Raw genomic sequence first — 21,461 nt, 5'->3', positions numbered from 1 at the left:
CGGTGAAGAACTCGGACGACTAATACACCGGGCGATTCGAACTCTTCCGACGTCGTACCCGGTGCGGGAAGATGGAGTAGTACCCGTTCCGACGCAGGTTGGGAGAACATTCATGACGACGCCCACCTACTCCACCCGCACGGCGGTCGACATCGCTGTCGGCATCCTCATCGCGTTCCGCGGCTGCTCCGAGAACGACGCGTTCACCGAACTCGCGGAGACGTCCCGGCAGCACAAGGTCGCCCTCGCCCGCACCGCCCGCGCGTTGATCGCGTTCATCCAGACCCATCACGACGACCTCCCCACGTCCGACGTCACCGCTGCGGCTCTGCAGTGGAGCCACGCCACGCCGTACCGCGGCGCGTTCGGCACGGCGGCCTGATTTCGGCTGAAAGTCTGAGAATTCTCTGGCTTCGACGGCGCGACGCTCCGCAAACCTTCAGACTCGATGTGAGACCAACGACCTGCGCACCGAGATACGAAGAGGTAACTGAGTTGACGATCCGCAAGATCACGGTTGCCGCGGTAGCGATCGCCGCAGCCCTCACGATGTCCGCCTGTGGTTCCGACGAGTCGTCCGGCTCGGGCGGGACCACCACGTCCACCACCACCGCAGCGGCCGAGACGACGGATGACCTCGTGCTGCCGACGGCCGCCGACCTCAACGCCCTGCTGGCGAAGGGCCTCGACCCGGCCACTCCACTCGACCAGAAGATCGCCATGGTGGAGGGTTCGGAGCAGGATCCGAACCTGTTCAACCAGGTCGCCGCCGCCGCTCAGCAGGCGGGTGCGCAGGTTCAGGTGCTGGACCCGGTGATCGACAACGGCGACGGCAGCGCCAGCGCACAACTGCAGTTGACGATCAACGGCCAGGTGCAGCAGAACACCCTGCCCGCAATCTTCGTGCCCGGCGAGAACGGGACGTGGAAACTGTCGAAGGCGACGGCTTGCTCGATCGTGGCGATCGCGCAGCTGACGTCGCCCGCCTGCCCGCCGGCCTGATCCGGACCCGCGTCACACGCCTTCCAGCGCCTCCCCAATCTCCTGGACGGCCCGGTTGTGCTGGTCGGTGATCAGCACATGTCCTGCTGCGATGGTCAGCGCAACCGGCCATTCGATGATTTCGACGGCGGCGAGCAGGCCGATCGCCGCGAAGAATGCCAGCTGCTCGGGGCGAGGCAGCGGCACCCTGCCGAGGATCGGTAGCTGCACCGCGAAGCTGTGGGCCTCCTGCACCCGCTGCACGGCGTCGCCGTGCGACTGCGCCTCCGACGTTCGTTGGGCCATAGTTCGTCTCCCTTGTCCGTGCCGTTTCCCGGTCAGCCACCTTGACCGTGGACCGTGTCGGGTGTGCTGAGTGCCGTCGCCCAGACCGCTGCCGGTGTCTTCTCCGGCGCCGGGGACCCGTTGACCGGGGTGGTCACCCGGGTGCTCACCCCACCGCTCCGGGAGGTGTACGCCGTGCTGCTGCGGGCGGGCGTGATCGAGATCGTCGACTGATCGCCCGCAAGCTTTTCCAGCAGTGCCGGGGCGAACGCGGCTGCCGCGGTCGCCGCGCCCGCGCATCCCAGCGCCTGGGCCCACCCGACCGGTCCCAGCGGGGTGCATCCCAGGAGCTGACTGACTCCGGGCGTACTGACCATTACGCTGAGCGCGGCGAGTGACCCGCCCGCGGTGAGGACGACGAGCGGGCTGCGCGAATCGATGAGCGTCTGCCCCAGCTGCGTTCCGACCAGCGCGACCAGCCCGACCGTCGACGCCCGGCGTTGCCTGCCGGTCACGCTCGCCAGTGCCCACGCCGTCGTCGCTCCTGCTGCGGTGGCGGCGCCGCGGATCGCGACGGTCCGCCACAGCGCGGCACTGTCCGGTCCGCGGCCCTCTCCGCGGGTCTGTTCGTTTGGCGGGCTCACCGCGAGCGCGGCCGCCGGCAGGGCGTCCGTGAGCACGTTCACCAGCAGAAGCTGACGCGCGGTGAGCGGTGACCGTCCGGCGATCGCGCTGCCGATCAGGGCGAACGCCACCTCGCCGGCGTTCCCGCCGAGCAGAACCGACACTCCGGCCTGCACCCGCCGCCACAGCTGGCGGCCTTCGTCGAGGGCGTCACGCAGCGCGTCGACGCGGCCGTCGAGGAGCACCACGTCCGCGGCGCTGCGGGCGGGGTCGCTGCCGCGCGAGCTGACACCGATTCCCACACTGGCGGCCCGGATCGCAGCGGCGTCGTTGGCGCCGTCGCCGACCATCGCGCAGACGTGACCGACACGTTCGAGGGTCTGCACGATCTGCACCTTGTGTTCGGGCGTCATCCGGGCGAAGACGACGCACTTCTCGACGGCGTTCTCCTGCCCCCGGTGCGACAGGGTGTCCCAGTCGGTTCCGCTGATCACCTGCTCGGACGACACGGGCAGTCCCAGCTCCCTTGTGATGGCGGTGGCCGTGACGGGATGGTCGCCGGTGATCAGCCTGACCCCGACCTGCAGGCGTTCCAGGTCGGGAAGCAACCCGGCCGCCTCGGGGCGCGGGGTGTCGGCCAGCCCGAGCAGTCCGACGAGTTGCAGCCCGCCGCCACACAGGTCGTCGAGGACGTCGGCGTCGTCGGCCGCGCGTCGCGACTGGAATTTCTTGACGGTCCGGCGGGCGACGGCAATGACGCGCAGCCCGTCGGCGGCCATGCCGAGAACGGTGTCGTGGACCTCGTCGGCGTCGATTCCGGTGCAGGCGGCGATCACGACCTCCGGTGCACCCTTCACCGACAGGTGCGTCCCCGACAGCGAGGCGGAGTAGGGCCGTCCGGACCGGAACGGCAGATAGCTGCGGTGCTCATCCTCCGGTAGCAGCAGGTCCGCTGCCGCGTCGGCGATCGCGACATCGGTGGCGTGCGCAGCCGGACTGCCGTCGGGGGTGACGGCGCTGCGGCCCGCGCACCTGAGCACGTCGTCGCGGTCGAACCCCGGCTGCGGAACCGCGGAAACCACCCGCAGGCGGTTCTCGCTCAGCGTGCCCGTCTTGTCGAAGCACACCACGTCGACGCGGCCGAGCGCCTCGACGGACCGCGGCGCCCGCACCAGAGCGCCCGACCTCGTCAGCCTGCGTGCGGCGGCCTGCTGCGCCAGGGTCGCGACGAGCGGCAACCCCTCCGGAACGGCTGCCACCGCGACCGCGACGCCACTGGTGACCGCCTGCCGAAGTCCGGTGCCGCGGAGGAATCCGACGGCGGTCACGAGCGCGCCGCCCCCGACGCTGACGGGCAGCACCCGGTCGGTGAGGCTCCTGAGCTGCGCCTGCAGACCGACGTGCGACGCACTCGCCGGGGTGATCGCGCCGGCGCGTCCCGCTTCCGTGGCGTCACCGACCGCGGTGACGATCGCCGTCGCGGTGCCGGTGAGGATCGTGGTTCCCGCGAACACCATGCAGGCGCGTTCGCCGATGGGTGCGCCCGGGGTCGGCGACGTCTGCTTGCTCACCGGCAGCGATTCCCCGGTGAGTGAGGATTCGTCGACCTCGACGCCGGGTGCCTCGACGAGCCTGCCGTCGGCGGGCACCACCTCGCCGGGGCAGATCTCGATCACGTCGCCCGGCCGCAACCGCGACGCCTCCACCCGCTCGGTCACCCGGCTGTTCGGGGACCCGGCGACGCGGTGCGCGGGCGGATCGCCCGCCGCCAGCATCCTGGTCAGCAGTCGTTCTGCGTGCAGGCGTTGCACGGCCGACAGCGTGGCGTTCCCCGCGAGGACTGATCCCACGAGCACCGCGTCGATCGGCGACCCGAGCAGCGCGCTCGCCGCAGATCCGGTGGCGAGGACCGGGGTCAACGGATCCGACAGTTCCGTGCGCATCGCCCACCCGAAGTCCCAGGCTAGACCGACCGGCCACGCGGTGAACCGGCCGATCGCCTCGACCGGGGCCAGCACCAGACGCACCGAGCGGCGGCGGGGCGTCGCGGCGCCCTCGTCTTCGTGCACGGGCAGCAGACGGCGCACCTCCGTCGCCGGCATCTCGTGCCAGGCGTGAACCGGGGCGGCCGGCGGAATTTCGGCACGCAGCACACCGCGTGCGAGGGAATGTCCCGTCCACAGTCCTGCCGCCGCACCGACCGTGACGGGCCCGGGTCCGCGGCCGCGCACTCCCGGCAACATCACGAGCGCACCGAGCATCGACGCCGCCGTGGCGATCTCGACGCCGCGCCGGCTCGCAGTGCGGGCGTCGGGCAGCGACCGCAGCATGCGCCACACCCCGACGAGATCGTCGACCAGCAGGTCCGCACACCACGGCGGCGGGGCGTCGTCGACGAGGACACCGATCCCGACGTCGGCCGCCGACAGGGCGTGCGGCGCCCGGCCCGCCACCACCGCGACCGTCGCGCCGTTCGCCTGCAACTGCGCGACGGCGTCGCAAAGGTCCGCGTCCGCCGATCCGCTCGACGGGAGCAGGTCGTCGAAAGCCGACCGGAGTCCGCCGAGTCCGTCCACGTTCACCGAGATCACCTGGGCGCCGGACGTGCGGGCCTGCGCGAGGACGGCCGCCGCCCCCGCGTGGTGGGCTTGCGTTACGAGGACGGCGGAATCGTCGTCCACCGCGGCCGAGACGACGTCGCCCGGCAGGTCGGCGAGCGCGTGCCAGCCCACCCCGAGCGCGCCGGCCTCGACGGCGGACCGCGCGGCCTCCCACACCCTCGTCCGGTCTCCGTCCCGAACTGCACGGAGTCCGCTCACCCGCAACTCCGCCGTGTGCAGCACCGCCGGGTCCACGACCACCGCGTCGACCCGGTCCAGGCGACGCAGTGCGGCGGGTCGCAGGACCAGCACGGAGTGGCGGTCGGCGAGTCCGCGGCCCAGCGTCGCGGCGAAGGCCTCCCGAGCGGTGCGGGCCGCCTTCGGCGCGGCGACCAGGGCCGCGTCCGCCGCGCCCGCGACACTGCGGGTCGCGACCCCCACTGCCGTCGCCCCTGCGAACTGTGCGATCGCGGCCCGGTCGACGTCCCGCTCCACCGGTCCGGACGTGCCGCGCTCGCGGGGGCGGCTGTCCGATCCGTCCGCGGCGTCCCGGGCCAGGTCGGGTTCGCGGCGATGCCACACCCGCCGGCCGGACCACGCCTCCGCGGTGATCGCCGACCGCAGCGCCACGTCGACGGCGAGAGATGCGGGCGCGCGCCGCAGCACGTCGCCGACGGCCTGGGCGGTCGCGAGCAGCAGTTCGGCGGCGGCCGGCCCGAGCCGGTCCTCGACCATGCCGCGCAGGCGCGGCTGATAGTTGACGAACGTGACCGCGGCGGCGGGCAGCGCCGCCGGCAGGCTGGGCATCGGAAGCAGGCGGACGCCGGCGGCCGCGACGAGGCCCGTCGTCGCGGCGGCCAGTGCGAGAACCCGTTCGGCGAGTGCGACGTCGTCGCCGGGCAGTTCGCTGGGCCGGTCCCGGACGGCGCCGCGAGCGAGCGGTCGGGCGGCATCCTCCGCCTGCGCGATCACCGCGCACAGCGCTGCCACCGACGGTCCGTGGTCGCCGACCGTCACCACCAGCCGGGACAGCGCGCGGTTCAGTTCGGCCCCGTCCACACCGGCGGTCGCCCGGACCGCGCCGAGAACGGACGTGGCCACGTCGCCGCCGTGGGGTCCGTCGAGTCCGCGGACCTCGATCCAGGCGCGGCCGTGTCCGGAACTCGTGCGGCGGGCCGGGGTTCCGCCCAGCACCTCGGTGGTGATCTGTGTCGCGGTCCGTGCGGTGGTCGCCACCAGATCGGCTGCGACGGCGCCGCCGTAGGACGCCACCCCGAGGCCGATGCCGGCGCCGCGCACCGGCAGGAACGCGGCAGCGGAGAGGTATCGAACGAGTCCCACGGCAACTACTGCCTGGAGTCCGCGCCGAACTGCCGCAGCACGGGCGCCGCCCCGCGCACTACGTCGACGATTCGCATGATGAGCTCCCATCGGCCGTGGCCACTCCCGCCGGGGCACGGCGGATCACGTCTGCGATACCCACCTCAGCGTATTCTCAACCGCCGCACGCCGAACGAGTTTCGGGGAACTATCGAATACTGTTCTACCCCAAGGTAATTCGTTCGCCCTGTTCGGTGCGCCAGAATTCCCACCCGTCGCGGGTCTCGACGTCCCCGCTGATGTGACTGGCAACGGCAGTCGCCGCGGTCGTGGGGTCCGGGAACCGGCGGCCCTGCATCGGACCGCGGGTGATCTCCAACGTTCCCGTGCCGGGGTCGAACCGTCCGACCAACCGATATCCCTCGAAGTCGGCGACCACCTCGAGCCGGGTATCGACCAGTTCTTCCAGGGCCGCGGTCGCCTTTGCCGGCTTCTTCCTGGCGGACGCACGGGCGGCGGCGTCCGCACGCAACGTGGCCGCCGTCGTGGCGCGCTGCGCGTCGCTGTAGCGGCTGGGGTCCTTCTCACCGGCGAGGCCGAGCAGGTCCCAGCGCCCGCGGCCGTGCGCGACCCGGCTCAGTGGAATCGCGTGATGCCCCGTCCGGGTGCGACCGGGGGTGTCCATCATCCACAGGTCCACCTCTGCGCGGATGTCGTCGGCGACCTCGGACGAGGGCACGACGAAGAACTCTTCCGGGGAACTCGCGAGGTCCACGAATACCCAGAACTGTGAGCCGGTGTCGTCGTCGTCGAGCGACTCGTCCTGTTTGCGGGCCTGCCAGTCGCCGCTGAGTTTGGAACGCACCCGCACGATGCAACTCGTGCCGTCGTCGCCCCAGACCTGGACGGGGTTGCGCCGCGAGTGGGTGAGCCGGACTGCCTTGCCACCCCGCTCCACGACATCGGCGATGAAAGCCTGGATTCCCCGGCTGGCGGTGTCTTCCACTGTCTACTTGTCCGTCCGTGATTCTGCGTCCCGTACGCAGGTGGGGAGAGGTGTGGCGACGGGATTGCGCAGCACGACTCGACGTTCTCCTCCTCACCCTACGTGCCGTGCCCGGTACGCGGTGACTACCCGGCGCTGCGGGCGGCTTCCGCGGCCTCGGCGAAGAACCACGACAGCACGAGGGCGCCGGGGTCCACGACGCCTCGCGCCGCCTCGCCGATGTAGCTGGCCCGGCCGCGTCGCGCGGTGATGCCGGCGGTGTCCTCGGCACCGCGGGCGGCGGCGTCCGCGGCCTCGGCCAGCGCGTCGGCCGGATTCCTACCCTGTTCAACGGCCGATTCGAGGGTGGCGACGGCGGGGGCGATGGCGTCGATCATCGTCTTGTCCCCGGGTTGCGCCCCGCCGAGTTCCTGAATCGTGTCGAGGCCCGCCCGTGCGGCGGCGGCGATCGCCTTCGTGTCCAGACCCTGCGGCGCGTCGGCGGCAACCCGGTAGAACTGCCGGAACCAGACCCCGAACAGCGCGCCCGACGTGCCGCCCGCGTGACCGAGATAGGCGTCGGACAGCGACTCGAACACCGTCGCCGGGGAGTACCGGTCGCGGATCCCGGCGACGTCGACGTGGTCTAGTGCGGCCGCCATGTTGGTGCCGAAGTCGCCGTCGCCGGCGCGGCGGTCGAGGTCGGTGAGGTTCGGCTCCTCGGCGAGCACCTTTTCCACGAACGCGCCGATCCACGACCCCACCGCTGCCCGGCCGAGTGCGCCGGCGGTGCCGGCCACCTCCGGTTCGTCCTCGCGGGATGCGACGTTCGACCGGAACTGCACCGCGGATCGGTCTGCGATGCCGCGGAATTCACCGGCAGGCGCGTTCGGCCATCCCGGTGCGGCGGTCGGTGCGTCCCACAGGTCGAGGAGTTCGTCGTCGCAGCGCACCAGCGTGATGGACGCGCCGTCCATGTCGAGGGCGGTGACGAAGCTGCCGACCAGCGACCGCCGGATCACCACGCCGCGGTCCGCGAGATGGTCGGCGAGTTCACCGAACAGCAGTTGCAACTCCAGTGGATGGGCCGCGCCGAGTCCGTTGACGATCGCGATCACCTGCTCGCCCCTCTGCACGCCGAGCGAGGCGAGCACGGGGTCGGTGAGCCGGCGGACCAGTTCGGCGGCGGGCAGTGCGTCGACCCGTTCGGTTCCGCGTTCGCCGTGGATGCCGATCCCGAGTTCGATCTGCCCCTCCGGCAGGTCGAACGACGGCGAGTCCGACCCGGGCACGGTGCACGCTCGCAATGCCACCGCCATGCTGCGCGAGTTCCGGGCCGTGCGTCGCCCGAACTCCGCGACGGTGGCGAGGCCGTCTCCGCGTTCCGCCGAAGCGCCGCAGATCTTCTCGACCGCGATCGTGGCCGCGGTGCCGCGACGTCCGGGCCCGTCCTCCCGTTCGGACGCGACGTCGTCGTCGACGAGCACGTGTTCGACCGTGACGCCGTCCTCTGCCGCCAGGTCGCCGGCGATGCGGAAGTTGAGGACGTCGCCGGTGTAGTTCTTCACGATGTGCACGACTCCGCCGCCGGCGTCGACGGCCCGGGTGGCGGCCCGCACCTGCAGCGCGTTGGGCGAGGTGAAGATCAGGCCGGGGCAGGCTCCGGTGAGCATGCCCCGGCCGATGAACCCGGCGTGCAGCGGTTCGTGCCCGGACCCACCGCCCGACAGCAACGCGACCTGCCCGGACGGCAACGGCTCCCGGCGGGTGAGATAGCCCGGTTCCGGATGCCATTCGAGGTCGCCGGTGGTGGCGACGGCCCCGCGGAGGGCGTCGACGACGAAGGTCTTGGGTGAGTTCAGGAACTGTGCGTGCGCCATGCCCCCAGGCTAAGCGCCCACATGTGAGTGCCGTGGCGTGCCGGAGCACGCTTTGCCACTCACCTGGGAGGCGGCGGCGAGCGCTTCCTCGAACTCCCGCCTGCCCGACTGCGATCCGAGCAGCAACGCGAGCCGGGTCAAGAAGCCCTCCCGGTCCGACTCCTCCGCCTGGTCCAGCGCCTCCGACAGTCCCGTCCACACGTTCTCACGCAGCAGTTCCTCCGGCGTCGCAGCCGTCTCCGTGTGCGCGGGGACGACACCGAGCACGGGGGCGGTCGCCGCGCGCAGGTGCGCGGGCACGTCGCCGAGCAGCGACAGGTCCCTGATCCGGCACAGGACGAGCCCGTCCGGACGGATCACGAAGCACTCGCCCGCGGACGCGCCGAGGGCCTGCGCCAGCACACCGTCGGGATCGTCGAGAACCGTCAGGTCGTCCGCCGCGTCCACCGCCACACCCGGCGCCGGGACGACGACCGCGCGCACGGACTCCGGCGCCAGCGCCATCGACATCGCGGCGGCGTGGGCGGCGACGACGTCGGCACCGGCGGCGTCGACCCCGATGCCCAGCACCGCGAAACCCGTTCCGCGGACGCGGTTCAGCGAAGACTCCACCGCTCCCCCGGCGGTAACGACCCGAACGCGACGGTCCTCCATCGGGTCGCCGGGCAGCACACCGGTCGTCCCCTCGGCCACCGGCCAGGTGAGCGGCGACAGGTGCGCGTGTGTGGCACTCGACTGCCGCGGGTTGATGAGGTGACCGAACTCCGGGCGGGTCGTGGCCAGCGCCAGGACGGCGTCGCGGGTGGTGCGGTAGCCGTGGCCGCCGGGCGACATGATGAGCGTCGACTTGCCCGCGTTGTCCACGTTCTGCTGCCAGGCGTCGCGCCGTTCCGCCGAATATGCTTGCAGCAGTGCGCAGTCCGCCGTCCCGCTGACGACGGCGGCCAGGGTCCAGGCGAGGGTCTCGGCGTCCTCCATGCCGGAGTTCAGGCCGCGGACGCCGAAGATCGGAACCAGGTGGGCGGCGTCGCCGGCGAACAGGATCCGACCGTGCGTGAAGTCGTCCAGCGCGAGCGCGTGCGCGCGGTAGAAGCCGTGCCATTCGAGGGTCCACGGCACATCGTTCTCGAGCCAGTCGAGGTGCCGTGTGATCCGGTCGCGGATGCGGTCTTCCTGCGTCTCGAGTTCGGCGTCGTCGGCACTGTCGAGTTGGTAGTCGATTCGCCAGATGTCGCGGGGCTGCCGATGCATGATGATCGTCGAGCCCGGGTTGCTCGGCGGGTCGAACCACACCATCCGCTCGGCGGGCAGCGCCGATTCCCAGTGGATGTCGGCGATGACGTAGCTGCCCTCATAGCTGTTTCCCTGCAACCGGATTCCCGCCAGTTCGCGCATTCGGCTGCGACCGCCGTCGGCGGCGACGACCCAACGTGCGCGGAGCCGGCGCACACCGAACGCGGTGTCGACGTCGAGGGTCACGTCCTCGTCCGACCGCAGGACGCCGGCCACGCTCGACGACCAGTGGAACGTGATCAGCGGGTGCGCGAGCAGGGTGTCGGTCATGATCTGCTCGATCTCGGACTGCGACACGTTGACCATGGGTCCGCGGACGTCGTGCTCGCCGTGCGCCATCTCGAAGTGCAGCACCTCTTCGTCGCGGTAGAAGCTGCGCCCACCCACCCAGGGGAGCACGATCTTCTCGAGTTCCGGCCCGAACCCGAGCCGGGCCGCCACCTCGAGGCTGTGCCGGGAGATACAGATGGCGCGGCTGCCGAACGACACCTGGTCGGCGGCCTCGAGCACGGTGACGGGGATGCCGCGCTGCGCGAGGCCGAGCGCGACGCCCATGCCGACCGGGCCTGCGCCCACGACGACGACGGGCAGGGCCTCGCCGGTTGCGGTGGTCGATGCGAAGTCCGTCGCCGCGTATTTCCGGGGCTGGAAGTAGGTGGACATGTCAGGCGGCCTCCGCGTTTCGTGCGATCTTGTTCGTTTCGGGCAGCAGCAGGATCGAGCCCAGGCTGACGACGGCGATCACCACGAAGTACGCGCTGATCGCGACGGAGGTCCCGAAGGCCCCGAACAGCCATGTCGCCAGGAACGGTGCGAGCCCGCCGCCGAGGATGGCGCCGATCTGGTACCCGAGCGACGCACCGCTGTAGCGGATGTGGGCGGGGAAGAGTTCGGCGAACAGTGCCGACTGCGGCCCCGCGGTGGTACCGAGCACCGCGGCCATCACGATCATCGCGAGCAGCATGACGGGGATCGACGCCGTGTCGATCAGCGGGAAGAACACCGCCGCGACGATCACCAGTGCGACCGAACTCCACGTGTATACCCGCCGCCTGCCGAGCACGTCGGACTTCCAGGCCGACACCGCCATCCCCGCCATCCAGACCGGGCACGCGACGATCAGCAGAGTGAGCATCGTGGCACGGCTGTAGCCGAGTTGCTCGGTGCCGTACGTCAGGACGTACACCATGAACACGTAGGCGATGCCGTTCGTCGCGACGAACGTGCCCGCCGCGAGCAGGACCGTCCGCCAGTTCCTGGTCAGCACCTCGACGATCGGCATCTTCACGATCGTGTCGCTCTCCTTGGCCTCCGCGAAGGCGGGGGACTCGAAGACGCCGAGGCGGATCCACATCGCGACGCCGACGAGCACGGCGCTCATCAGGAACGGCACCCGCCAGCCCCAGGTCTGGAAGGCGTCGTCGGACAGCAACTGGGTGACGGCGAGGAACACGACGTTCGCCATGATCACTCCGGCCGGGACACCCATCTGCGGCGCCGCGCCGTACAGGCCGCGCTTGCCTTCGGGGGCGTGCTCGGTGGCCATGAGCACCGCGCCGCCCCATTCGCCGCCGACGCCGATTCCCTGCACGAACCGCAACGCGACCAGCAGGATGGGTGCGGCCACCCCGATGGCCTCGAAGTTCGGGAGCAGTCCGATGCCGACGGTCGCGGCGCCCATCATCGTCAACGACAGCACCAGCATCGACTTGCGTCCGATGCGGTCACCGAAGTGACCCATGACGACGCCGCCGATGGGGCGGGCGACGAAGCCGACCGCGAAGGTGGCGAAGGCAGCCAGGGTTCCGGCGAACGTCGACGCGCCCGGGAAGAACTGCGGTCCGATCACGAGGGCCGCGGCGGTGCCGTAGATGAAGAAGTCGTACCACTCGATCGCGGTACCGACGAAGCTCGACAGGACTGCCCTGCGCGCTTCCTTGTGGGACACCGTCGGTGTCGCCTCGGTGATTGCCGTCATCGTCTGCCTTCCCGGTTCTGCCGCGCATACTCATCGCGCTACCGGAATGACAATGACCCCACTCACATACGTCTGAAAAGCGGGACTATCCCCGCATGAATTGCGGAAGTTCCGTGGAAGGTGTGTCTTCGCAGTTCAGGCCGTGACGAATCGGATGAAGGCCCGCGCGACCCGGCTCAGCGTCGCGTCCCGGTGCCACGCCACGACCACGGCCACCGACGCCGGTTTCGGTTCGGCGATCGGTTTGACGACCACGGGCAGGCCCTCGTACGTGACGTCCACCCGCGGTCGTTGCAGCAGCAGCGTCCACCCGAGACCGCGCCCGACGAAGGCCCGCGCCGTCTCGAAGTTCGCGGTCCGGTACGCCACCCGGGGCGCGAAACCGGCCTCCCGGCAGACGTCCATCGCATGGTTGGTGCTCGGTGGCGCGTCGAGGAGCACCATCGGGTGCTCCGCCAGATCCGCGAGGCGCACCGGCCCGTCGATTCCGGCCAGTGGGTGTTCCGCCCCGAGCACCACCATCGGCTCGCGGGTCATCAGCGGCACGGTCTGCCAGTCCGGGGGCAGGTCGAGGTCGTAGACGATGGCGACGTCCAGTTCGCCGCCCTCGAGCTGGGTGCGCAGCCGGTTCTGCGTGTCTTCCCGGAACTCCACGGTCGCCCGCGGGTATTCGGCGGTGAACGCATACAGCATCGACGGCAGGATCGTCGGGCCCAGCGCCGGGTAGCAGCCGACGGCGATCGGACCGGTGACGGTACCGCCCTCTCCGCACGCGTCGGCCTGCAACTCACCCGCCTGCTGCAACAGTGCCCGCGCCCGCGACAGCACCGCCTCCCCCGTCGGGGTCAGCTGCACACCGCGGGCGCGCCTGCGCACACACAGTTGCGCCTTCAGCGCCTTCTCCAGGTCCGTCACCGCCGCGGACAGCGCCGACTGCGACAGGTGCATCCGCTCGGCCGCACCGCTGATCGTCCCGGTCTCGGCGACCGCCACGAACGCCGCCAGCTGGCGCATCGTGTACGCGGGGACGTTGTCGGAGCGGGGCATGGAAGAACGGTAGCGCGAACCTCGATCGCGAACTCAGGGTCCGGTGACCGCCGGGACCTGCGCGAGAACGTCCCGTGTGGCGGCGACGAGCCGTGCGAGCCACGCGTCCGTGCCGACGGCCCGCCGGAGCGGCTCGTTGGGGAGTTCGATGCTCACCGGCAGGCCCGCGGGCAGCGTCGACCAGATGCCGGCGAGCGGGATGCCGCCCGCGCCCGGGACGAGCCGCTCCTCGCGGGCCTGCCGGATCAGTTCGGCGTCGTCGGTGGGCGCCGGCACCGAGCCGTCGCACATCTGGGCGTAGTGCAGCCAGTCCCGCGGGATCGCCGCGAGGTCGGCGGCAGTGGTGCTCGACCGTCCGACGTGCAGCGCGTCCACCAGCACGCTGCGAGCGGGCCCGTCGGCCTGCGAGACGATCTCGACGGCGGCGGTCGCGTCGGGGACCGCCGTCCACGGCATGAACTCGAGGCTCGCGACGATGCCGTAGTTCGCGCACAGTGCCGCGAGCCGGGCGTACGAGTCGGTGAGCCGGGGACGGTCGCGGTCGTCGCCGCCGACGAGCACGGCCCTGGCGCCCAGCCGTGCGCCCGCCTCGAGGAGCGGGATGTAGTCCTTCTCGTCGAAATGGGCTCCCAGCCGGATGATTTCGAGGTCGAACACCTCGATCGGCGAATCCTCGAGCCGACGCGCCAGCGCGTCGAGGGCGGCCGGGTCCTCGTGCAGCGGGTAGGCGGTGGTGCCGGGTGCGGCGGGCAGCATCCGGATGCCGATGGTGTCGAAGCCGTGTTTCTCGGCGAGGTCCACCTGCTCGAGCGGCGCGGTATCGAGCACCGTGAGCGCGGCAAGGCCGAGTGGGGCGGTCATCGCAGTTCTCCTGTCGTCGAGGCGAGGCGGCGACCGGTGAGGTAGCCGAACGTCATGGCCGGGCCGAGGTTGATGCCGCCGGACGGGTAGTGACCGCCCATGACGCTGGACTGGTCGACGCCGACGGCGAACAGTCCGCGGATCGGCTGGTCGTCGCCGTTCAGCACCCGGGACGTCGAATCGGTGACCAGGCCCGCGAACGTGCCGAAGCTGCCGGGGACCACCTTGACCGCGTAGAACGGGCCCTCCGCGAGCGGCGCGAGCGCCGGGTTGGGCCAGGGGTTGTCGGCGTCTCCGGACGCGACGGTGAACGGCGTTGTGCCACGACCGAAGTCGGGGTCGACGCCGTCGCGGGCGCCCTCGTTGAACGCCGCGACCGTCTTCTCGAGACCGTCCGGGTCGACGCCGATCTTCTCGGCCAGTTCGCGTACCGTGCGCCCGCGGGTGAGGTAGACCGACTTCAGGTACGGCCAGGTGGGGATCGGCAGCGGCTTGGCCATGCCGAGCGGGAAGTACCGCAGGTACCGCTGGTCGGCGATCAGCCAGGAGCACACCTCCTCGCCGTCGGGCACCTGCTCGACCATCGCGAGTGTGTAGTCGTGGTAGCCGAGCCCCTCGTTGACGAAGCGGCGTCCGTCCGCGAGAACACCGATGGCGCCGGGCTTTCCGCGGTCGAGGATGTGCGGGAACACGCCCTCCTTGCCGTTGCGGTACCGGATGATCGACACCGGGCAGTACGCGACCGGGGAGGCGACCGAGTCGTCGAGTCGGCCGCCGACCGACTCGCCGAGGGTGATGCCGTCGCCGGTGGTCGTGGACGGAGTGAGGGTCCAGTGCTCGCGTCCGGTGGGCGTGCGGGGGAACAGTTCGCGCCGCCGGTCGAGGTCGTGGGAGAAGCCACCGGTCGCGAGCACGACACCGCGTCGTGCGTGCACGGTGTACGCGCCGTCCGGACCCGCCAGCCGCACTCCGGTGACACTGCCGGCGGCGTCGGTGGTCAGCGCGGTGGCCGCCGTGCTCACGCGGATCTCGACGCCGGCGTCGAGTGCCGACCGCAGCAGTCTGCCGACGAGCGCGGTGCCGTTGACGAGTTGCTGTCCGCGACGCTTGGTGGCGAGGTCGAACAGGTGCGTGGACACCCGGCGGGCGCAGTGCGCGAACGCCTTCGCCGACCGCGTCGAATGCAGGAACGCCTGCAGGTCCGGGCCGGCCATGATGCCCATGCCGAGGAACGACGTCTCGTAGAGTTGCCGCCGGAGCAGGGCCGCGACGTCGGGTCCGAGTGTCCGCAGGCTCACCGGCTTCGGCCCGACCGAGCGGTGCCCCGTTCCGGCACCCGGTGTGTCGCCGTGGATGTCGGCGATCTTCGCGCCCGGAACGAACTGCAGCGCCGTCTTCTTCTCGAAGAACTCCACCATCTCGGGTGCGCCGTCGAGCAGGGCGTCGACCTTGGCGGCGTCGAAGTTCTCGCCGAGACGGTGCTGAAGATAGGTGCGCGGCGCCGAGCGGTCCTCGTTCACACCGTCCGCGTGCGCGAACAAATTCCGCGGCGTCCACATCCACCCGCCCGACCACGCCGTGGCGCCACCGCACGTGTCCGCCTTCTCGACGACGAGGACGGACGCTCCCCCGTCGGCGGCGGCGACGGCGGCGGACAGCCCGCCCGCGCCGGAACCGATGACGACGACGTCGTAGGCCGGGGTGGAAGGATCGGGGGTCATGCGTTCTCCTTGGTGGTGACGGGGGCCGGGGCGGGCGTGAGGTCGACGACCCGGCCGGTGCGGGACGACTCGTAGACGGCGGCGACGATCGCGAGCGAGGCGCGGGCGTCGCGTCCGGTGACGGCAGGCACCCGGCCGGTGAGGACTGCGTCCGCGAAGTCCTGCACCTGGAGGGTGTGGAAGTCGGCGAGTCCGGCGTTGACTTCGGTGACGTCGAGGTTGGCGCGGACGTCGGAGGTGAAGGGCGCCCGGAACTCGGTTTCGCCTGGGACGGTCCAGATCTCGTTGACGCCTTCCCGTCCTTCCGGGAACTCGAGGACGCTCGCGATCGCACCGGTCTGCCCGATCACGGTGACCCGGTTGCCGAGGTTGTGGTTGGCGCCGGTGGTCGCAGTGACGGTGGCGGTGCCGCCCGACGCGAACGACACGACCGCCGACGCGCTGTCCTCGGTCTCGATGTGCTCGCCGTGCGTGTGGGTGCGGATGAAGCCGCTCACCTGGACGGCCTCGCCCATGAACCACTGCAACATGTCGACCTGGTGCACGGCCTGCGTCATGAGGACACCGCCGCCGTCGGTGTCCCACCGTCCGCGCCACGCGTCGGCGGAGTAGTAGGCCGACGGGCGGTGCAGGATCACCGACGCCTCGCCGAGCACCGGAACACCGATCCGGCCGTCGTCGATCGCATCCCGGATGCGGCGGGCGGCGGGCCAGAAGCGGCGCTGGAACAGCACCCCGAACGTGATGCCCGCGCGGTCCGCGGCCTCGATCATCCGGTCGGCGGCGGCGACGTCGACGGCGATCGGCTTCTCGCACAGGACGTGGATGCCAGCGCGTGCGGCCGCGACGACGACCTCTTCGTGGACGGGATGCGGCGTGCACACGGTGCAGGCGTCGAGTCCGAGGTCGAGCAGTTCCGCGACCGACCCGACGGCCCTCGTGATGCCGTGCGCCGCAGCGAACTGCCGGGCCCGTTCCAGGACGGGGTCGCAGCACCCGACGACCTCGACGCCGGGCACCTGCTGCAACGCCCGGGCGTGGTTGCCGGCGATCTTGCCGCAGCCGACGATGCCGATTCGTAGTGCCATCAGAAGTGCTCCTCGGTTTCGACGTCCCGGGCGGCGGACTCGCCGCGGTCGAGACGGGTCAGGGCGTCGACGTCCCCGGCGGTCAGCCGGACATCGAGGGCGGCCAGGTTCTCGATCTGACGGGCGGGATCGGCCGACCGGACGATCGGGACGGCACCCTGCACGCGGTGCCAGGCGAGGACCACCTGCGCGGGCGAGTGGCCGAGGCGTTCGGCGATCGCGGTGACCGCGGGTGCGCCGAGCACGGCGCCGCGGATGTCGCCGGACAGGTGATCGCTCCCCCGCAGTTTCGTGGTGACGAACAGTTCGTCGCGGGGCAGACCGCACTTCGCGAGCGCGGCGCCGACGGCGTCCTCGTTCCCATAGATGGCGGCCGTGTCGATCAGCCGGTAGCCGGCCTCGATGCCGGACAGCACGGCCCGGGTGGCCTCCGGACCGGTCAGCGGCCAGGTCCCGAGACCGAGGGGCGGGATCGTCATCATGCGCTGACCTCCTCGCGGGCGCCGGCGGCCGCGGTGATCTTGGCGGCAACGTCGGCGGCGGTTACCAGGGCGGCGTGGATGGACCCGCCGTCGCCGCTCGCGTCACCGACCGGGTGGACGCCGAGTCGCGGTGCCAGCCCTCGCAGTGCGGCGAGCAGGTCGGCGCGGGGCTCGACGCCGTGCGAGATCAGAAGTTCGCCGGGGGCGTCGACCACCCGCTCCTCGCCGCCGGTCGAGATCACCACCCGGTCTTCCTCGATCCGCGTCACGATCGACGACAGATGGGTGGTGAGGTTCTCGCTCGCCGCGAGCCGCGGCAGCAGCACGATCTTTCCGCGCCGGCCGACGTCGTGGGCGATCGTCGCCTGCGGGCCGATCATGACGACCTTCGTCCCCTGCTGGAGCAGGTCGTCGGCGACCGCGGCCGCTTCCCGGTCGGCGCCGAAGATCGTGATCGCCTCGGGTGCGGGGTCGCCGGATTCCAGGAACTCCCGGACGTCGCGGACCCGCCGGGTGCCGGCCCCGGGGAGGTCGACCGCGGGTCCGCGGCCGCCGGTGGCGAGCACGATGGCGTCGAAGTCCAGGGCGGCCAGTGCGGCGGCGTCGACCCGCGTGCCGGGGTGGCAGGCGACGTCGAGGTCGGCGAGTTCGGCAAGGTGCCAGTCGACGATCCGCGAATACTCGGGGTACTCGTGGAGCCTGGACGCCAACACGAAATCCCCACCGAGGCTGTCACGTTCGTCGTAGAGGTCCACCCGATGCCCGGCGACGGCGAGGTCGCGGGCGGCGGCCATGCCGGACGGTCCGGCCCCGATCACCGCGACGCGCACCCGCACGTCCGCCGGCGTCGACGGCTGCTCGAGTTCGCGGCCCACCCACGGGTTGACCGAGCACGGGACGGGTCCGGCGGCGAGGCTGTCGATGCAGTAGTTGCAGGCGATACACGGCCGGTACCGGCCGCCGTCCAGCGCGCGGTTCGGGAAGTCCGGGTCGGCGTGCAGGGCCCGGGCCATGCTGACGAAGTCGGCCTGCCCGGATTCGATGATCTGCGCGGCGATCTCGGGTGAGCTGATCCGGCCCGCCACGCCGACAGGGATGTCGAAATCCCGCGTGTACTGCCGCGAGTAGGGGGCGAGGAGGCCCCGCGGCCACTCACCGGGCTGGATGATCCACTGCCCCGATTCGTAGTTGCCTGCGGAGACGTCGAGGAAGTCGATGCGGTCGGTGTCGATCGCGTCGATGCGGGCGCGTGTCGTCTCCGCGTCGAGTCCGTCGTCGGTCGCCTCGAACGCCGAGAACCGCAGTCCGAGAGCGATACCCGGGGCCATTCTGCGCACGGCGTCGATGACGCGGTTGACGAACAGCGTCGGCTCGGCCCATTCGTCGTCGCGGTGGTTGTATGCAGGTGAGAGGAACTGGTGGATGAGGTAGCCGTGCCCGCCGTGCAACGAGATGACGTCGATTCCGGCCCGCTGACAGCGCGCGGCGGCCTCGCCGAAGCATTCGACGATGTGCTCGATGTCGTCGCCGTCGAGTTGCTCGGGCATGTCACCGCCGACCACCGCGCACGGGATCGGCGACGGTGCGACGGGGACGAATCCGCTGACGGCGCCCTGCGCGGTGCGGCCGCCGTGGTTGAGTTCCACGCCCACCAGCGCGCCCTGCGCGTGGATCGCCTCGGCAAGTTTCGCGATGCCCGGGATGCGTTCGTCGACGTCGACGCCCATCTGCCGGATGCGACCCTTGCCGTCGGCCCGCACATAGCTGGCCTCGGTGAACACGAGCGCCGCGCCGCCCGCCGCCCGGCGTTCGAGGTACGCGATGTACTCGTCGGTCATCGTGCCGTCGACCTCGCAGTAGTTGCGTTCCATCGGCGCCGACACGAAGCGGTTGCGCAGTCGCACGTTGCCCAGGTCGAGGGGCGCGGCGAACGGGTGCGCGGTCATCGGGACTCCTCCAGGATTGTCGGGGCGCACTGCTCGGCGAGCAGGTCGCCGAGGTGGCGACGCATGCGGTCGGGATCGGGGGTGACACCGGTGAGGAGGGCGAACGTGTCGGCGGCCTGCGCGACGAGCATCTGGCCGCCGTCGAGGACGGCGCAGCCGAGAGCGGTTGCCGCCACGACGAGTTCGGTGCGCAGCGGGCGGTAGACGATGTCGGCGACCCAGAGCCCGGGATGGAGCGCGCCGGTGTCGAACGGCGTTCCCGGATATCCGACCATGCCGATCGGGGACGCGTTGACGACGCCGTCACAGTGCGCCAGGTTCGCTTCGATCGCGTCGAGTCCGATCGCCGTGACCGTCGTCTGCGGGAAGGCGGACTCGAGGCGCGCGCAAACGTCCGCGGCACGGGACGGGTCGAGGTCGGCGATCCGCAGGTCCCGCACCCCGGCGGCGGCGAGCGCGTAGGCGACGGCCGAACCGGCACCACCGGCGCCGGCGAGAACGACGCGTCCGAGCGCGGCGTCGGGCAGTCCGCGGCGCAGCGCGGCGAGGAACCCGCTGTGGTCGGTGTTGTGCCCGATCAGCAGGCCGTCGCGGACGACGACGGTGTTGACGGCACCGAGAAGACGTGCGTTGCCGAACAATTCGTCGAGGGATTCGGCGACCGCCTGCTTGCAGGGGTGGGTGATGTTGAATCCGGTGCAGCCTGCCGCGACGGCGTGCCGCAGCGTGTCACCGGACCTGTCGACGGGGATGTCCTCCGCGGCGACGTCGATCAGGTCGTAGCGGTAGTCGGTGAGGCCGAGGGCGGCGGCCTCGTGTTCGTGCAGCGCCGGGGACAGGGACGTGGCGATCCCTGCCCCGACGAGACGGATCCGGTGCCGGGTGGATTCGGGGTGCATGAAAATCTCCTGCAGAAGTGTCGGTCAGGCGTCGTTGCGGACGAGCGCCTGCTGCCGCGCGCCGGCCGTCGTCGCGTCGGGTTCGCCCAACTGCTCGGTGGGGGTGCGGTAGGTCTCGGGGCCGGTGAGTGCGGCGGCCGAGGACAGCAGGGCGAAGCCCAGGCACATCCAGGCGACCGGGGTCCAGTTCGCGGTGTCGCCCGCCGACAGCCACTGCGCGATGGCCGGGGTGAAACCGGCGACCAGCAGTCCCAGCATGAGGCTCACGGCCATTCCGGTGTACCGGACCTTGGCGGGGAACTGCTCGGGGAAGTACGCGGGGTACACCCCGTTGGGCATCGCGTAGAACAGGCCGATCAGGACGATGCCGGCCGCGAACACCATGGGCGCGCTGCCGGTTCCGATGGCGTGGAAGAACACGAACACCATGCCTGCCGCACCGACGGCGCCCGTGACGAATACCGGCTTGCGGCCGATCCGGTCGGCGAGGATGCCGAACAGCGGCTGGGTGAGCACCGCGACGAAATTGGCCGTCGCGATGGCCCACAGCATCGTGGAGCGTTCGAGCCCGGCGACCTGCACGGCGTACGCCAACGCGAAGACGTTGACGATGGTGTTGATCATCGCGAACGTCGCGCTGAGGCTGATGCGGATCACGGTGCGCCAGTGCGAGCGGAACATCTCGACGACGGGGATGCCCGCCGTGTCGTCGTGTTCCTTCAGCTCCTCGAAGACTTCCGGCTCGTCGAGCTTGCGGCGCAACCAGACCGCGACACCCGTCACGAAGATGCTGAGCAGGAACGGAACCCGCCAGCCCCACGAGTACAGCGCGTCGTCCGGCAGGGCGGCGACGGGGATGAACACCAGACTCGAGATGACGATGCCGAACATGATGCCGCTCATGGTGAACGAGGTGAAGAACGCGCGGCGATCGTCCGGTGCGTGCTCGAGCGTCAGCGCGGAGGATCCCGGCGATTCGCCGCCGGCGGACAGCCCCTGCAGCAACCGCAGGAGCACCAGGATGATGGGCGCGGCCATCCCGATCTGCTCGTACGTGGGAAGGCAGCCGACGGCCACCGTCGCGATGCCCATGAGGAGCAGGCAGGCCAGGAGGGAATTCTTGCGACCGTACCGATCGCCGAGGTGACCCCACACCACCGCGCCGAGCGGACGTGCGATGTACGCGACGCCGAGTGTGCCGATCGACAGCAACGTCGCCGTCGCCCCTCCGCCCGGAAAGAAGATCTTCGGGAAGACGAGCGCCGCCGCGGACCCGTAGATGAAGAAGTCGTAGTACTCGAGCGTGCTGCCGAGGAATCCCGAGACGGCGGCCCGGCGGGCGTTCTCGTTCGGTTGTCCCCCGGTATCGCGTGTAGACGTGCTTGCCATGGTGTTCCTTTCGTCCCAGGATCCGGTGTCGCCGCAAGGCGTTCTTCGGAGGTGACTCACCTCACACGAAGTTCCGGACCGT

The 21,461-nt window shown here is 71.0% G+C and carries 16 protein-coding genes and 1 pseudogene; 3 read left to right on the top strand and 14 right to left on the bottom strand.

Going from position 1 to position 21,461, the window contains the following annotated elements; translation table 11 throughout:
* The first annotated feature begins 112 nt into the window (after positions 1-112).
* Both CA951_RS12550 and CA951_RS12545 read left to right on the top strand, forming a co-directional pair.
* Positions 113-382 (top strand): ANTAR domain-containing protein, encoded by a 270-nt coding sequence (locus CA951_RS12550; protein ID WP_087557152.1) that lies wholly within the window; start codon positions 113-115, stop codon positions 380-382.
* Positions 383-495: 113 nt separating this feature from the next.
* Positions 496-1,002, top strand: coding sequence for a hypothetical protein (locus tag CA951_RS12545; RefSeq protein ID WP_087557151.1), 507 nt, complete (start codon positions 496-498; stop codon positions 1,000-1,002).
* Positions 1,003-1,014: 12 nt separating this feature from the next.
* On the opposite strand, the gene CA951_RS12540 is transcribed toward CA951_RS12545, so the two are convergent.
* Complete coding sequence (locus CA951_RS12540; RefSeq protein WP_087557150.1) at positions 1,015-1,287, bottom strand: hypothetical protein; 273 nt, start codon at positions 1,285-1,287, stop codon at positions 1,015-1,017.
* Positions 1,288-1,341: 54 nt separating this feature from the next.
* Between CA951_RS12540 and CA951_RS45085 the strand changes: the two genes are divergently transcribed.
* Positions 1,342-1,500, top strand: a complete 159-nt coding sequence (locus CA951_RS45085; protein ID WP_373413778.1) for an Rv1535 domain-containing protein — start codon at positions 1,342-1,344, stop codon at positions 1,498-1,500.
* 101 nt (positions 1,501-1,601) lie between these two features.
* Here CA951_RS45085 and CA951_RS45080 read toward each other — a convergent pair.
* From CA951_RS45080 to CA951_RS12475, 13 genes and pseudogenes are all read right to left on the bottom strand, one after another.
* A pseudogene (locus CA951_RS45080) lies at positions 1,602-3,665 on the bottom strand (cation-translocating P-type ATPase); the annotation flags it as partial.
* A 2,368-nt stretch (positions 3,666-6,033) separates the two neighbouring features.
* Positions 6,034-6,816, bottom strand: coding sequence for a hypothetical protein (locus CA951_RS12530; RefSeq protein WP_087557148.1), 783 nt, complete (start codon positions 6,814-6,816; stop codon positions 6,034-6,036).
* Between the two features lie 125 nt (positions 6,817-6,941).
* Positions 6,942-8,675: a dihydroxyacetone kinase subunit DhaL gene (gene dhaL / locus CA951_RS12525; RefSeq protein WP_087557147.1), complete on the bottom strand. Its 1,734-nt coding sequence runs from the start codon at positions 8,673-8,675 to the stop codon at positions 6,942-6,944.
* A gap of 9 nt (positions 8,676-8,684) precedes the next feature.
* The gene (locus CA951_RS12520; protein WP_087557146.1) at positions 8,685-10,631 is read right to left on the bottom strand and encodes an FAD-dependent monooxygenase; all 1,947 of its coding nucleotides are present in this window, start codon (positions 10,629-10,631) and stop codon (positions 8,685-8,687) included.
* A 1-nt stretch (position 10,632) separates the two neighbouring features.
* The gene (locus CA951_RS12515) at positions 10,633-11,946 is read right to left on the bottom strand and encodes an MFS transporter (RefSeq protein ID WP_087557145.1); all 1,314 of its coding nucleotides are present in this window, start codon (positions 11,944-11,946) and stop codon (positions 10,633-10,635) included.
* Positions 11,947-12,081: 135 nt separating this feature from the next.
* On the bottom strand, positions 12,082-12,993 hold the full coding sequence (locus tag CA951_RS12510) for a LysR substrate-binding domain-containing protein (RefSeq protein WP_087557144.1): 912 nt from the start codon (positions 12,991-12,993) through the stop codon (positions 12,082-12,084).
* A gap of 33 nt (positions 12,994-13,026) precedes the next feature.
* Positions 13,027-13,854: a sugar phosphate isomerase/epimerase gene (locus CA951_RS12505; protein ID WP_087557143.1), complete on the bottom strand. Its 828-nt coding sequence runs from the start codon at positions 13,852-13,854 to the stop codon at positions 13,027-13,029.
* Complete coding sequence (locus CA951_RS12500) at positions 13,851-15,575, bottom strand: FAD-dependent oxidoreductase (RefSeq protein WP_087557142.1); 1,725 nt, start codon at positions 15,573-15,575, stop codon at positions 13,851-13,853. Before CA951_RS12500 ends, CA951_RS12505 begins: the two co-directional genes overlap by 4 nt.
* Positions 15,572-16,663, bottom strand: coding sequence for a Gfo/Idh/MocA family protein (locus CA951_RS12495; protein WP_087557141.1), 1,092 nt, complete (start codon positions 16,661-16,663; stop codon positions 15,572-15,574). Before CA951_RS12495 ends, CA951_RS12500 begins: the two co-directional genes overlap by 4 nt.
* Positions 16,663-17,145: an aldo/keto reductase gene (locus CA951_RS12490; protein ID WP_087557140.1), complete on the bottom strand. Its 483-nt coding sequence runs from the start codon at positions 17,143-17,145 to the stop codon at positions 16,663-16,665. The genes CA951_RS12495 and CA951_RS12490 overlap by 1 nt, the downstream gene beginning before the upstream one ends.
* Positions 17,142-19,091, bottom strand: a complete 1,950-nt coding sequence (locus CA951_RS12485; protein ID WP_087557139.1) for an FAD-dependent oxidoreductase — start codon at positions 19,089-19,091, stop codon at positions 17,142-17,144. The genes CA951_RS12490 and CA951_RS12485 overlap by 4 nt, the downstream gene beginning before the upstream one ends.
* Positions 19,088-19,990, bottom strand: coding sequence for a shikimate dehydrogenase (locus CA951_RS12480; protein ID WP_087557138.1), 903 nt, complete (start codon positions 19,988-19,990; stop codon positions 19,088-19,090). Before CA951_RS12480 ends, CA951_RS12485 begins: the two co-directional genes overlap by 4 nt.
* 24 nt (positions 19,991-20,014) lie before the next feature.
* On the bottom strand, positions 20,015-21,379 hold the full coding sequence (locus CA951_RS12475) for an MFS transporter (RefSeq protein ID WP_087557137.1): 1,365 nt from the start codon (positions 21,377-21,379) through the stop codon (positions 20,015-20,017).
* Positions 21,380-21,461 lie beyond the last annotated feature (82 nt).

The organism is Rhodococcus sp. NCIMB 12038 (assembly GCF_002165735.1).
GTDB lineage: Bacteria > Actinomycetota > Actinomycetes > Mycobacteriales > Mycobacteriaceae > Rhodococcus_F.
This window is presented reverse-complemented; position numbering and strand designations above follow the sequence as displayed.